Source organism: Deltaproteobacteria bacterium (genome assembly GCA_016234845.1).
Classification (GTDB): domain Bacteria; phylum Desulfobacterota; class Deferrimicrobia; order Deferrimicrobiales; family Deferrimicrobiaceae; genus JACRNP01.
Map to the genome: position 1 here is coordinate 1 of JACRNP010000113.1, position 14,638 is coordinate 14,638.

9 protein-coding genes, 1 other RNA gene and 1 pseudogene are annotated in these 14,638 nt (G+C 68.1%); all 11 read right to left on the reverse strand.

Annotation, left to right across the window (positions count from 1 at the left end; genetic code table 11):
* Nucleotides 1-581 (reverse strand): YmdB family metallophosphoesterase (locus tag HZB86_08240; GenBank protein ID MBI5905526.1); only part of this gene is annotated, 581 nt, incomplete at its 3' end.
* A gap of 6 nt (nt 582-587) precedes the next feature.
* Nucleotides 588-2,082: pseudogene (gene rny, locus HZB86_08245) on the reverse strand (ribonuclease Y).
* Nucleotides 2,083-2,105: 23 nt separating this feature from the next.
* Nucleotides 2,106-2,699, reverse strand: coding sequence for a 5-formyltetrahydrofolate cyclo-ligase (locus tag HZB86_08250; protein MBI5905527.1), 594 nt, complete (start codon nt 2,697-2,699; stop codon nt 2,106-2,108).
* Between the two features lie 240 nt (nt 2,700-2,939).
* Nucleotides 2,940-3,118: non-coding RNA, 6S RNA (gene ssrS / locus HZB86_08255), on the reverse strand.
* A 21-nt stretch (nt 3,119-3,139) separates the two neighbouring features.
* Nucleotides 3,140-3,442, reverse strand: a complete 303-nt coding sequence (locus tag HZB86_08260) for a cell division protein ZapA (protein MBI5905528.1) — start codon at nt 3,440-3,442, stop codon at nt 3,140-3,142.
* Between the two features lie 28 nt (nt 3,443-3,470).
* Nucleotides 3,471-3,695, reverse strand: coding sequence for a cell division protein ZapB (gene zapB / locus HZB86_08265; GenBank protein MBI5905529.1), 225 nt, complete (start codon nt 3,693-3,695; stop codon nt 3,471-3,473).
* Between the two features lie 104 nt (nt 3,696-3,799).
* Entirely contained in the window at nt 3,800-5,416 is a 1,617-nt protein-coding gene (locus HZB86_08270) for a Na/Pi cotransporter family protein (protein ID MBI5905530.1), read from the reverse strand.
* A gap of 13 nt (nt 5,417-5,429) precedes the next feature.
* Nucleotides 5,430-6,365, reverse strand: coding sequence for a signal recognition particle-docking protein FtsY (gene ftsY, locus HZB86_08275; protein ID MBI5905531.1), 936 nt, complete (start codon nt 6,363-6,365; stop codon nt 5,430-5,432).
* Nucleotides 6,366-6,393: 28 nt separating this feature from the next.
* A complete protein-coding gene (smc, locus tag HZB86_08280; GenBank protein MBI5905532.1) occupies nt 6,394-9,978 on the reverse strand; it encodes a chromosome segregation protein SMC in 3,585 nt (1,194 codons plus the stop codon).
* Between the two features lie 158 nt (nt 9,979-10,136).
* Nucleotides 10,137-12,899, reverse strand: coding sequence for a pyruvate, phosphate dikinase (locus HZB86_08285; protein ID MBI5905533.1), 2,763 nt, complete (start codon nt 12,897-12,899; stop codon nt 10,137-10,139).
* A gap of 15 nt (nt 12,900-12,914) precedes the next feature.
* On the reverse strand, nt 12,915-14,638 hold a 1,724-nt coding region (locus tag HZB86_08290; GenBank protein ID MBI5905534.1), incomplete at its 5' end, for a glycine--tRNA ligase subunit beta.

Sequence of the window (14,638 nt, forward strand, 5' to 3'; positions counted from 1 at the left end):
ATGTACCCGGTCCCCTTCGGAAGCCGTTCCGCGTCGGAGGTCTGGACGTGCGTGTGCGTCCCCGCGACCGCCGACACCCTTCCATCGAGGTAGAGCCCGAGCGCCCGCTTTTCGGAGGTCGCCTCCGCGTGAAAATCGACGACGATGCAGGCCGCCGATTTCCGGATCTCGGGAAGCGTCGCGTCGGCCCACCGGAACGGGCAGTCGTACCCGCCCATGAAGACCCTGCCGATGAGGGAAATCACCGCGTACGGCGTCCCGCTGCGGCCCCGGAAGAGCCCCCAGCCCCGCCCTTCCACGCCCGGCGGGTAATTCGCGGGGCGGAGGATCCTCTCGTCCGACCGGACCAGGGGCGCGCCTTCCTTTTTGTCCCAGACGTGGTTTCCGCCGGTCAGCACATCGACACCGGCGTCGAACATCTCGCGGACCGAGGGCTCCGTCATCCCCATCCCGCTGGCGAGGTTCTCCCCGTTGGCGATCACCAGGTCGACGTCCCGGACGTTCCGGAGGCGCGACAGGAACTCCCCCACGGCCTTCCGGCCGGGCTTTCCGACGACGTCTCCGAGAAACAGGACCCACACGCGCGTTTACCGCGCGTACTCGACCGCCCGGGTTTCCCGGATGACGGTCACGCGGATCTGGCCGGGGTACGACAGGTCCGTCTCGACCTTCTTGGCGATGTCGCGCGCGAGCATGGTCGCCGCGTCGGAACGACTTCGCAATCGCCTCGAGGTCCTCGAGACGCTTCAGGTAGTTGGCCAGCATCTCCCGACGTGCGCCGGGACGGGCGCCGGAGAGTGCGTCCGCCGCCTGGACCAGGATCGGCAGGATGTCTCTCGGAGACTCGTCCTCGTGGTGCGCCCCGATCGCGTGGACGATCCGGGCGGACTCCCCGTACTTTCGCGCCAGGTCGGCGCCGATCAGCGCGTGCGGCCCTTCGACCTCGTGGTCGACCGCCTTCCCGATGTCGTGCAGGAGCCCCGCCCGCTTGGCGACCTTGGCGTTCAACCCCAGCTCGGAGGCGATCATGCCGCACAGAAAGGCGACCTCCAGGGAGTGCGTGTAGATGTTCTGCCCGTAGGAGGTGCGGTACTTGAGCTTCCCGATCAGCTTGACGAGCTCCGCGTGGACGCCGTGGATCCCCAGGTCGAACAGCGCCTGCTCCCCGGCCTCGCGGATGGTCTCGTCCACCTCCTTCGTGACCTTCTCCACCGTCTCCTCGATCCGCGCCGGATGGATCCGGCCGTCCTGCACCAGGCGGGAGAGCGAGATCCGGGCGACCTCGCGCCGGACCGGGTTGAAACCCGAGAGAATGACCGCCTCGGGGGTGTCGTCGATGATGACGTCGATCCCGGTCGCGGCCTCGAAGGCCCGGATGTTCCGCCCCTCGCGGCCGATGATCCGTCCCTTCATCTCCTCGGAGGGGAGCGGGACCGTGGTCACCACGTGCTCGGTGACGTAGTCGGCCGCGTACCGCTGGACGGCCGCGGAGATCATCTTCCGCGCCTTCTGCGTCGCCTCCTCCTTGTACTCCTCGTCGATCGCCCGGATCTTCCGTCCCGCCTCGAGCTTCGCCTCGTTCGCGATCCTCTCGACGATCTCGGCCTTCGCCTGCTCCGCGGAGAGCCCCGCGATCCGCTCGAGGTCGACCTTCGCCCTGCCGAGCCGCTCCTCCACCTCCGCCCGCCCCTCGTCCAGGCGACGCGCCTGGTCCGCGAGCTCCTTCTCCCTCTTCTGGAACTCGGTGCCGCGCGACTCGAGCTGGTCGTTCTTCCGGTCGAGCTGGTCCTCCTTCTGCAGGAGCCGCTTCTCGAGCTGGCTGAGCTCGTTCTTGCGCTCCCTCGTCTCCCGCTCGAAATCGAGCTTGACCTGGAGCATGTGGTCCTTCGCCTGGAGGGCGGCCTCCTTCAGTACGTTCTCGGCCTCCTTCCGGGCGCCCAGGAGGATCTCCTCCGCCTTTCCCGCCTCTACCCGCGCCCGGTCCTCCGCGCTCTTCTTCTTCGAAACCAGGAAAAGCACGTACAGCGAAAGCGCGGCGACGAGCGCCCCCAGAACCGCGATGACGATGATTTCCGTATTCAAGTTGTGCCTCCCCGGTGGAGCATCTATTTTTTGGGAGACCCGGTCCCTTGCCGAACCCGGATCACCCCTTCTTCCGTGACCAGCGCGTGGACCGGAACGTCCCACGCGTCGACCGGAACTTCCGGAACCAGCTGGCTCGCGTACGCCAGCCCGACCCGCGGGACGCCCTCCGGGAGCCCGCCGAGGAAACGGTCGTAATACCCGAAACCGTGCCCGAGACGCCGCCCGGCGCGATCGAACGCGACGCCCGGCACGACGATGAGATCGAAGCCGGTCGTCCGGGGCCGCCGACCCGGCGCGCGCGGAGGTTCCGGGATTCCGTACGGCCCCTCCTCCCACGGGTCGCCGTCCCGGTGCCGGAGGAACACCAGCTTCCCCTTGGAGCCGATCCGCGGGTAGTACAGCACCGCCCCCGCCTCGAGGTAGGCGCTTCGGATCGCATCCGTCCCGACCTCCCCCCGGACGGCGTTGTAGAGGGCCACCGCCGCGCCGCGGCGAGGCGGAAATTCCCGGAGGAAGTTCGCCTGGGCCCGGCCGCTCGCGCGGGACGACGACCCCGCGCGGACGGAGTCGCGCCGCGCCTGCCGAAGCGTAGCCTTGCGCTCGAAGACGAGCATCGGATGCCTTTCCGCAAGAGAATGGAACGGGGGAGGAAAAAACCGCGGGACGCCTGCGCTTGCTTTGCTGCGGGAGCGTTACGACACGCGTCGCGATGCGTGGCTGCGTAAGCGATGGGTACTGTTTATACGAACTTCCGCCGCACCGGACTCGCTCGGGAAACGTCGCCGCAACAACGGTATTTTCCGCCCTGATCTATGTGAACGGGCCTGGCCCGAATTTCTCAAACCGTGCGGGAGAGCGCCCCTGCCTGTGTCGTGTCGACGTTGGAGTTGAACCTGGCTTTCACCAGGTGGGCTCCCATGTGGCGGCTTCAGGCATCCCGATGCTTCGGCACGCTCACCGCCGCCAGGGCGGGACCCCGTTCTCCGCGTGTTGGCTCAAACTCGCCCGCCGATCACGCGCACGGCAGGGGCCGTGTACGCGCTTCCCGTTTCCGCTACTTCAACGCGTCCTCGAGGGTCGCCAACAGGTCCCGACCCTTCCGGTCCAGCGTTTCCTTCATCCCTTCCCGTTCCTTCCGAAGCGCCTCGACCTCCTCGCGCATCGTCAGGACCTCGTCGGCCAGCTCCATCGCGGCGAGCATGACGACGTTCAGGTAGTTCGCCGTCCCGCCCGCCTTCTGGATCTCCCGGACTCGGCCGTTCAGCGTCTCCGCCAGGCGCGCCATGTGCTCGGCCGACCGATCGGTCCGGACGGTCAGCGCGTACCCGGCGATATTGACATCGAACCGGTTTCCCATCCTACCGATCCATTATACCGCCCGATTCCTATAACTCAATGGCGTCGAGCCGGGAGAGAATCTTCTCGACGCGCTCCTTCACTTCACCGCGTTCCCTGGAAAGGTCGGAGAGCTTCCGGGCGAGGTCCTTGACCTCCGCGTCCTTGCGCGCGAGTTCCGCGGCGAGGGCTTCCTTCTGTTTCTTGAGCTCCGTCACGACCTTCACCAGGTCGGTGATCTTCTTTTCGATCAGGACGAACGATTCGTCGGCCATCCAGGCTCCTCCCCGTTCCACGCGCGTCCGAAGGTCACCCCAACCGTCGGCAGAAGACGAGGATACACTTAACAACATTGCGATATCAATCGCGAAATTCCCGTTCAAACCTCCTCTTCGAGGACGGTGTTCGCGATGGCCCCGCAATGCGCGGCGATCCCTTTCCACGAGGAGAGGATGTCGAGGTGCGCCGCGCTGGTTTCCAGGGATTCCGGGGTGGCCCGTTGGAGGCGCCGGATGTGCGCGAGCCGCAGCTCCCGCTCCCGCGCACCGATTTCCCTTCGCCGCGCAAGGACGATCTCCGCGGCTTTCCGGTCCCGGGTGACGAACGCCGAGACCGCCTCCCGATAGAGGGAGCCGACCTCGGCCAGGTACTCCCGCAGTTCGCGGACGCCCTCATCGGAAAACCGCAGGTTCCTCCCGGAGAGGCGCCGCAGGTGGTCCGTCACCGTCTTGTCGATGAAATCCCCGATGTTCTCGAGGTCGGTGACGACGGCGATGTACGCCACCGCCCTCCGCGTCTGCGACGAGTCGAGCGCTCCCTCGCCGAGCTTGGAGAGGAAGATCTTGATCTCCCGCGTCAGCTCGTCGACATCGTCGTCGGCCTTCGCGATCCGGTCGACCCGGTCCATCGTCCCGCGAACGATCGCCTCGGCCGCGTCATCGTGCATCTCCTGGATCATGTCGGCCATCCGCACGATCTCGCGCGCCACCTGCCCGAGCGCCGCTCCCGCGACCGGCAGATGCTCCCGGTCGAGAAAGACCGGCCTCCCGCGGGGAACGGTCGCGCGGGCGGCGGGGATCGCGCGCTCGAGGAACGCGGAGAGCGGGCCGGTCAGCGGAAGGAAGATGCAGGAGAGCCCGAGGTTGAAGAACGTGTGGGCGTTTGCGACCAGGTGCCCGCCGTCGCGGGACGCCTCCGGGATCACCGACAGCGCCAGCGGCGCCAGCGGGAAGAACGGCAGCGCCCCCGCGGCCTTCATCGCGAGATGCCCCCACGCGACCCGCCTCCCTTCCGCCGCCAGTCCGGACGCGGCGACGAACGCCACCGACGTGGCCCCGACGTTCGCGCCCAGCACCAGCGGCAGGACGGCGGCGGGCGCGAGCATCCCCTGCTGCGCGAAGGCGATCAGGAGGATCATCACGGCGGTTCCGCTTTGCAGCACGGCGGAGAGGACGAGCCCCCACACGAAGGCGGTGAAAGGCGCGTCCGAAAGGTCCGCCATGAGGATCCGGAGCCCCTCGATCTTTCCGACGTCCCCCGCGGCGTCGGCCAGGTACCGGAGGGACAGCAGGACGATCCCGAATCCGAGGATCCCCTGTCCGACCGCGCGGAGCTTCCCCTTGCGCCCCCACAGGAACAGGGCAACCCCCAGGGACAGGACCGGGAAGGCGTACCGGTAGATGCGGAACGAGAGGAGCTGGACCGTAAGCGTGGAGCCGAGGTCCGCGCCCAGGACGATCGTCAGGGACTTCGACAGCGGAAGGGTCGCCACGTGCCCGAACGAGATGAGCAGCGTGACCAGCGCCCCGGAGCTCTGCAGGGCGGCGGTTCCGGCGATCCCGGCGGCGAACGCCCGGCCGCGCCCCGCGGCGGCCGAGGACCACGCGCGGGAAAGCGCGGTCGAGAAGGCGAGTTCGAAGCCCTGCCCCGTGAGGCGGATGCCGTAGAGGAGCAGGAATACCCCGCCGATCACCTGCAGGAAGAGGAAGTCGATCACGTCGACAAGGCTTTCAGAAGAGCGCCTCGGCGAAGCTTCCCGCGTCGAACGGCCGCAGGTCGTCCGCCGTTTCACCGACTCCGATGAACCGGATCGGGGCGCCCACTTCGCGCGTGACGGAAAGGACGACGCCCCCTTTCGCGGTTCCGTCGAGCTTCGTCAGCGCGATGCCCGTGACCCCGGTGAACTCCTGGAACGTCTTCGCCTGCGCGATCGCGTTGCGTCCGCCGGTGGCGTCGAGGACCAGCAGGACTTCGTGGGGGGCTCCGGGGATCTCCTTCCCCAGCACCCGCCCCACCTTGCGGATCTCCTCCATCAGGTGGGACTTGGTGTGGAGACGCCCCGCGGTGTCGATGAGGACCGCGTGGATCCCCCTCGCCTTCGCCGCGCGGACGGCGTCGAACGCGACCGCCGAGGAGTCGGCCCCCTCCTTGTGCCGGACGATGTCGGCGCCGACGCGGTCGGCCCAGACGGCGAGCTGGTCGATCGCCGCCGCCCGGAAGGTGTCGGCGGCGGCCAGGAGGACGGTGTGCCCCTCCGCCCGCAGCCAGTGCGCCATCTTGCCGATCGTCGTGGTCTTCCCCACCCCGTTCACACCGACCACCAGCACGACGAACGGGTACGGGGGAACCACCTTCAGCGGAATCATCCGGGGGCCCAGCGTCTCCTCGACCATCTTCCGCAGCCGGGCCCGGAGCGCTCCCGCATCGGGCAGCTCGCCGCGCCGCCATGCCGCCCGCAGCGCATCGACGTATTCCACCGCCAGGTCGGCCCCGGCGTCGGAAAGCACGAGCGCCTCCTCCAGTTCCGACAGGACGCTCTCGTCCACGGGGCCGATTCCCCGCGCGACCGCTTCCACGTTCATGAAGAGGAGTTCCCGCGTCTTCGAGAGGCCCGCCTTCAGGCGGGAGAAAATGGAACCGGCCGACCGGTCTTCGGGTGCGCGCAAGGGGGCCCGCGATCCGCCGTCCGCCCGGTCAGGCGGAGAGCTTGACGGAGACGGTCCTGGAGATCCCCGGCTTCTCCATCGTGATCCCGTAGAGGACGTCGGCCAGTTCCATCGTGCGCTTGTTGTGGGTGATCAGCAGGAACTGGTAGTTCGAGGACATCTCCCGGACCATCGCGTTGAACCGGTCCACGTTGGCGTCGTCGAGCGGCGCGTCGACCTCGTCGAGCAGGCAGAAGGGAGACGGCTTGACGAGGAAGATCGAGAAGATGAGGCTGATGGCGGTCAGGGCGCTCTCTCCGCCGGAGAGGCTGTGGAGCGGGAGCGCCTTCTTTCCCGGAAGCTGCACGAAGATCTCCACCCCGGACTCGAGGAGGTTCTCCTCCTCGAGAAGGCGAAGCTGGGCGCGCCCGCCCTGGAACAGGCGCGGGAAGAGTTCGGCGAACTTCCCGTTGATCTCCCCGAACGCCGTCGCGAACCGTTCGCGCGTGGTCCGGTTGATCCGCTGGATGGCCCGCGCCAGGTCGTCGAGCGACGTTTCCAGGTCCTCCTGCTGGGAGGAGAGGAAAGCGTACCGGTCGGCGAGTTCCCGGTGCTCGTCGAGGGACGACAGGTTCACCTCCCCCATCGACGCCATCCGCTCCCGGTACTCCTCCGCGCGCGACTCGAGCGCGGGGAGATCCTCCGCCCAGGCCGATTCGTCCTCCCCGGCGCCGGCGGCCAGGTCGGCGAGACGGACCTCGTACCGTTGGTGGACCAGGGCGTCGAGCGCCGCGATGTCCATCTCGGCCCGCTGCCGACGCAGCAGTTCCGCGGACCGTCGGCCGAGCGTCTCCGACTCCGTCGCCCGCGCCCCGCGCAGCTCGTCCTCGATCGACGATAACGCCGACGTGCGCGACGCGAGATCCGCCACGCGTTCCTCGATCCGTTCCTGGATCCCCGAAAGTTCGACCGCCGCGCGTTCGATCGCGTCGCGGCCGGCGCGGATCGACTCGTCGAGGGACGCAAGGGCGTCCTCGTGTTCCGCCCTCCGCTGCCGACGATCGTCCGACAGGCGGCGCTTCCCGGCCAGCTGCTCCGCGAGCTGCGCGTGCAGCGCGGTCGCGGCGCTGTCCTTTTCCTCGAGCCCGCTGTGGGCGACCTCCGCGGCGTGGGCACGCTCCCGGCACTCCTCCATGCGGACCCGCATCGCCTCGAGCTCCGCCAGGAGGGCCCGGGACCGTTCCTCCTCCTCGCCCCGCGCCTGCCCGGTTTCCCGCGCGGCTTCGATCGAGGCGGAGAGCTCGTCCCGCATCCGGGAAAGCTCTCCGCGGAGGAACGCCTCCTCCTGCGTGCGACCGTCGAGCAGGGCGCGCGCCTGGGCGAGCGTTTCGGACAGGACGGCGCGATCGCGCGCGGCGGCCGCGTTCGCCGCCCCCGCTTCCTCCCGCGCGTGGAACATCCCCGAGAGCCTCTCCTCGATCTCCGCGCGCATCCGCCGGACCGTCCCCTCCTCCGCAACCATACGGTCCCGCTCCGCGCGCAGCGCGCCGATCTCCCGTTCCAGCTCCCGGATCTCCCGCTTGCGGGCGAGGACCCCGGCTTCGGCCGAATTTCCCTGTTCGCCGCCGATCAGGATCCCGTCCGCGGTCACGACGTCGCCGTCGAGCGTCACGTAGGAGTTCCACACGCCGTTCCGGTTCCACAGCCGGATGGCGGCATCGAGGTTCCGCACGAGCAGCGTGCCGCCGAGGAGTCCGCGGACGAGATCGTTGCATTCCGGAGGAGCCTGGACCACCTCGGTGAGCGGCCCGACGACGTCCTCCTCCCCCACGTACGCCAGCTTTTCCCCACGGGTCCGGAGGGCCACCGGGACGAAGGCCCCGCGCCCCTCCCGGGACTCCTTGAGGTAGTGGATGGCCGAGAGACCGTCGGCGTGGTCCCGAACGACGACCGACTGCATCCGCTCGCCGAGGACCGCCTCGACCGCCTTCTCGTACACGACGTCGGTCTCGATCAGGTCGCCCATCACCCCGTAGATGCCTTCCCCGCCGCCTTCCATCGTTCCGCCATTTCCGAAATGGTGGAGGACGGCCCGCACTCCGGAGGAGGTCCAGTCCCGCTGTTCGTAGATCCTGGCCAGGGTCGACCGCCGGGACTCCGCGGACTGGAGGTCCCCCTCGGCGCGCCGCGCCGCGTCGACGGCCGCGTCGAGGCGCGCGTTCGTGGCCGCCAGGAGCGCGCCGGTCTCCTCCCAGGCGATCTCCGCGGCGGACAACGCCGATCGCGCCCCCTCGTCGGCCGAGACGGCGGCGGCGTGGTCGGACGACGCCTTGCCGACCGCCGCAGCCGCCTCGTCGATCCGTTCCGCCAGGCGCGCGAGGGTCCGCTCGACCTCCTCGATCCGCCGGGAGAGCGCCTCCGCTCCCGATTGCGCGGTCGAGTGCTGCGTCACGCGGACCATGAGGTCCGAAGTGGCGCGCCCCGCCTGGTCCTGGCACCGCGTGTGCTCTTCCCGCGCCCGGGCCAACGCCTCCTTCTCCTCGTCCCACCGTCGACGCGTCCGGGACAGCTCGTCCTTCCGCAGCGACGACTCTTCCGCGAAGGCGCGCAGCCGGAGGTCGAGGTCCGCGATCTCCGCATCGAGGACCGCGAGTTCGCCGTCGGCCTCCGCGATCATCCGCCGGTACTGCTCCGCCCGGGCCCGCAGCCCTTCCCACTCCGCCTCCCTGCGCGCCGCCTCCTGTTTCCCGGCGGCGTGCTCCTCGCGCATGCCGGCCAGGACCCTTTCCCGTTCCTCGCGCGCCGCCAGGGCCCGCTCCCGCTCCGCATCCAGCCGCGAGATCTCCGTCCGCGAGGCGATCAGGGAGTCCTCGAGCGAGAGAAGCTCCGCTCCCGCGGCGTCGCACTCTCCGGACATCGCCCGCCGCCTGCGCGTCGCGATCCGGAGGTCCAGCTCCCGCAGCTCCGCCCGCAGCGCCTTGTACCGCTCCGCCTTGCGCACCTGGCGCTCGAGGGTGGCGATCTGGCGCCGGACCTCCTCGAGGATGTCCTTCACGCGGGCCAGGTTCTGGCGGGTGCTCTCCATCTTCCGCTCCGCCTCCTTGCGTCGGACGCGGAACTTGGCGACCCCGGCGGCCTCCTCGATGATCTGGCGCTTCTCCTCGGGCCGGGCGTTGACGATCTCGCCGACCTTCCCCTGGCGGACGATCGCGTACCCGCGGGCCCCCGCGCCGGTGTCGAGGAACAGCTCGGCGATGTCCTTCAACCTGCAGGGGATCCGGTTGATGGAAAATTCGCTCTCGCCGTCCCGGAAGGTCCGTCGGGCGACCGAGATCTCGGAGAACGATTCGTATCCGGGGGGCGCGATCCCGTCGTCGTTCACGAAGGTCAGGGTGACCTCCGCCATTCCGAGCGGTCCCGCGGCGTCGGAGCCCGCGAAGATGACGTCCTCCAGCGCCTTGCTGCGGAGATGCGAGGGAGCGTGCTCGCCGAGGACCCAGCGGATGGCGTCGACGATGTTCGATTTCCCGCATCCGTTCGGGCCGACGATCGCGGTGATCCCGTCGGAGAAATCAAACGTCGTCTTGTCGTAAAACGACTTGAACCCGATGAGTTCGAGCTTTTTCAGCTTCATCCGTACCTGCCGCCCCGAGGGGCCGGAATGGGCAAACCTCTACATAGTGTGGGGCGAGGTGCCGCCAAGCGCAATATATGGTGTTTTCAGGGGATTGTAAAGCAAAAAAGGCGGCCCCCGATAAGAGGGCCGCCAGCGGGAATCGCTACTGTTTGCAGCTACTTCCTTTTCGCCTTCGCCTCCGCCCGCTCCCGGAGAACCGCCTGCGCGGCGGCGAGCCGGGCGATGGGCACCCGGTACGGCGAGCAGGACACGTAGTCGAGGCCGGTCCGGTGGCAGAATTCCACCGACTTCGGGTCTCCCCCGTGCTCCCCGCAGATGCCCACCTTGAGGTTCGGCCGGGTCGCCCTCCCCTTCTGCACTCCCATCCGGACGAGCTGTCCGACACCCCCCTGGTCGAGCGTCGCGAAGACGTCCGCCTCGAGGATGTTGTCCGCGCGCTTCGGGTAGGTCACCTTGCAGGATGCGCAGGAGAGGTCCTTCTCGAGCTTGGCGCCGCACTGCGGGCACAGCTCGGACCGGTTCATGTAGTTCTGGATGAACTTCCCGGAGTCGTCGCGGGAGAATCCGAACGTCGTCTGGGTCAGGTCGTTCGTGCCGAAGGAGAAGAATTCCGCCTCCCGCGCGATCTCGTCCGCCGTCACGGCCGCGCGCGGAAGCTCGATCATCGTCCCCACGGTGTACGGGAACTTCCGCTTGTACCGCTTCATCGTCGCCTCGGCGGCCGCGACGACGATGTCCTTCTGCGCCTTCATCTCCTTGACCATGCTGACCAGCGGGATCATGACCTCGGGCTGGACCCGGATCCCCTCGCGCGTCACCTCGCACGCCGCCTCGAAGATGGCGCGGGCCTGCATCCGGGTGATCTCCGGGTAGTAGATCCCCAGCCGGCAGCCGCGCAAGCCCAGCATCGGGTTGAACTCGTGGAGCTCCTCGACCCGCTCCAGGAGCCGCTTCTTCTCCTCGACGATCGAGCGGTCCGCGTGGATGAGCTCGAGCTTGGTCACCTCCACCATCAGCTCCTCGCGCTTCGGGAGGAACTCGTGGAGCGGCGGATCCAGGAGGCGGATCGTCACCGGGTACCCCTTCATCTCCTTGTAGAGGCCCTTGAAGTCTTCGCGCTGCATCGGCAGGAGCTTGGCCAGGGCTGCCTCGCGGTCCTCCTTCGTGCGGGCGAGGATCATCTCCTGCATGATGGGGATGCGGTCCTCCGCGAAGAACATGTGCTCGGTCCGGCACAGCCCGATCCCCTCCGCGCCGAAGTCGCGCGCGACCCGCGCGTCCCGCGGCGTGTCGGCGTTCGCCCGCACCTTCAGCCGGCGCACGGCGTCGCCCCAGGACATGAACGTCCCGAACGATCCGGTCATCTTGGGGGCGATCAGGGGGACCCTCCCCAGGATCACCTCGCCCGTGCTTCCGTTCAGGGAGATGAAGTCCCCTTCCCGCACGACGCGGCCGCCGACCATGAACCGGTTCGTGGCCTCGTCGACGTCGATCGCCTCGCACCCGGCGACGCACGTCTTCCCCATCTGGCGCGCGACGACCGCCGCGTGGGAGGTCATCCCCCCCTTCGCCGTGAGGATCCCGCGGGAGACGTCCATGCCGTGGATGTCGTCGGGGCTCGTCTCCTTGCGGACCAGGATGATCTCCTTCCCCTCGGTCGCCCACTCGACCGCCTTGTCGGCGTGGAACACGACCGCGCCGGTGGCCGCTCCGGGCGACGCCGGAAGCCCCTTCGCGATCACCTCCACCTTCGCCTTGGGATCGATCACGGGGTGGAGGAGCTGGTCGATCTGCTGCGGCTCGAGGCGCATCAGCGCCTCCTCCTTCGTGATGAGCTTCTCCTTCACCATGTCGACGGCGATCCGGACGGCGGCGGCGGCCGTGCGCTTGCCGTTGCGGGTCTGGAGCATGAAGAGGCGGTTGTTCTCGACGGTGAACTCGAAGTCCTGGACGTCCTTGTAATGCTTCTCGAGCTTCCCGGTGATCCGCATCAGCTGGTCGAAGACCCTCGGCAGCTCCTTCTTCATGTCGCGGATGTGGTGCGGGGTGCGGATCCCGGCGACGACATCCTCGCCCTGCGCGTTGATGAGGTACTCGCCGTAGAATTCCCTGGCGCCGGTGGCCGGATTCCGGGTGAAGCCGACGCCGGTGGCGGAATCGCCGCCCATGTTGCCGAAGACCATCGCCTGGACGTTGACCGCGGTCCCGATGTCGTCGGGGATCCCGTGGGCCTTCCGGTAATATTTCGCGCGGTCGTTGTTCCACGACTTGAAGACGGCGTCGCGCGCCAGCTCGAGCTGGACCAGCGGGTCCTGGGGGAACTCCTTCCCGAGCCGCTCCTTCACCAGCGCCCGGTACTTCCTGCAGAGGTCCTTGAGATCGTCGGCGGTCAGGTCGACATCGTAGGCGACGCCGCGCTCCTGCTTCCGCGCGTCGAAGATGTGCTCGAAATGCTCCTTCGACAGGCCGAGGACGACGTCCGAAAACATCATCAGGAACCTGCGGTAGGAATCGTAGGCGAAGCGGGCGTTCCCGGACTTCTTCGCGAGCCCCTCCACCGTCTTGTCGTTCAATCCCAGGTTCAGGATCGTGTCCATCATCCCGGGCATGGAGAACTTCGCGCCGGAGCGGACGGAGACCAGGAGAGGGTTCTTCGGGTCGCCGAGCTTCTTGCCGATCGCGCGCTCGAGCCTGCTCAGGTGGTTCGCGATCTCCTTCTTCACGTCGGCGGGGAGCTTTCCGCGGTTCTTGTAATACAGGTTGCACACCTCGGTGCTGACCGTGAACCCCGGCGGAACCGGGACCCCCAGGTTGGTCATCTCGGCGAGGCCAGCGCCCTTCCCGCCGAGCACGTCCTTCATCGTGCCGTGCCCTTCGGCCTTCCCGCCCCCGAAAAAGTAGACCCTCTTGGATGCCATTCGTCTCCCCTCCGGTTACCCTTGTTTCGGCTGCCCCGAAGACGCCACCCTGGAGAAGTCCGCCACCGACGAGAACGCCGCGGACAGCCCCTTCAAGAGCGCGAGCCGGTTGTTCTTCACCTTCTCGTCCTTCGCCCTCACGAGAACCTTTTCGAAAAACGCGGCGACCAGCGGCTGCAGCGCCGCCATCTCCCGGAACGCCTGGTCGTACCGGCCGTCCCTCGCCGCCGCCGCAACCCGCCCGGACACGCCCGTGGAGGCGGCGTGGAGGGCGCGCTCCTCGTCGGTCTCGAACAGCTTCGCCGATATGTCGAGGGAACCCTCGTACGCCTTCGAGATGTTGATCGCCCGCTTGAACACCTCCGCGAGGGGCTCGAACGCGGCGTCCGCGCGGAACGCGACCAGCGCGGCGAGCTTCGCCCGGAGATCCACCACGTCGCTCAGGCCCGCGGCGAGCACCGCCTCGACGAGGTCCGAGGGGATGCCCTGGGACACGTGCAGGTTCAGGTACCTCCCGCCGATGAAATCCACGACTTTCCTCTTCACCTCCGCGGGGGGTGCCTTGAGTTTCGCGGCGAGCGTCGCGAGCGACCGATCCACCAGCCCCTCCACGGGGATCCGGAGGTTCCTGGCCTCGAGGATGGATAGGATCCCGAGGGTGTGGCGGCGCAGGCCGTACGGATCCGCGGTGCCCGTGGGGATGAGCCCCACTCCGAAGCAGCCGCACACCATGTCGATCTTGTCGGCGATCGCGACGGCGGCCCCGACTTCGGTTCCCGGCAGGTCGTCCGACTGTCCCTTGGGGAGGTAATGGTCGAGGACCGATTGCGCGACCTCGGCCGTCTCCCCGGTTTTTTCCGCGTAATGCCGTCCCATGACGCCCTGGAGCTCCGGGAACTCCTTGATCACGCCGGTAGTGAGGTCGGCCTTGCTGAGGAACGCCGCGCGGCGGCACGCCTTCGCCTTCCCCGGGAAGCCGAAGGAGGCGACGTATTCGGCGATGTCGGCCATTCGCTCGATCTTCTCCCAGTACGTCCCCATGTCCGCCTGGAAGAGCACTTTTTTCAGCGCCTCCGTCCGGTCGAACAGCGGCTTCTTCAGGTCGTCCCAGTAGTAGAACTCCGCGTCGGACAGGCGGGCGCGGAGCACCCGCTCGTTCCCCGCCACGACCACGCCGCTGTCCGGGACGACCATGTTCGACACGAAGCCGAACGCCGGGGAGAGTCCCCCCGATGCGTCCTCGAAGACGAAATATTTCTGGTTGTTCCGCATCGAGGTGACGAGGACCTCCCGCGGCAGGGCCAGGTACTTCTCCTCGAACCGGCCGGAGAGGACGACCGGGAACTCCACCAGGTTCGCCACGGTCTCGACGAGCGGCTCGTCCTCGACCCATTTCGTTCCCGTCCGCGCCTCGAGGTCCCGCAGCCCCGTGCGGATCCGGGTCTTCCGGTCCTCGAGGTCGACCAGGACCTTCGCGGCGGCGAGCGCTGCGGAGTACTCCGCCGTCGAGGGAAGCTCGATCGGACCCGGAGAGAGGAACCGGTGGCCGTATGTGGTGCGCCCGGAAACCACGTTTCCGAACTGGAACGGCAATACCTCGCTCCCGTACAGGGAGACGATCCAGTGCACGGGCCTCGCGAAACGGACGTCGAGGTCCGCCCAGCGCATCGATTTCTTGAACGGGATGGAGGGGAGGAAGTCGGAGACGATCTTCGGCAGGACCTCCTGGACCGGCCGGG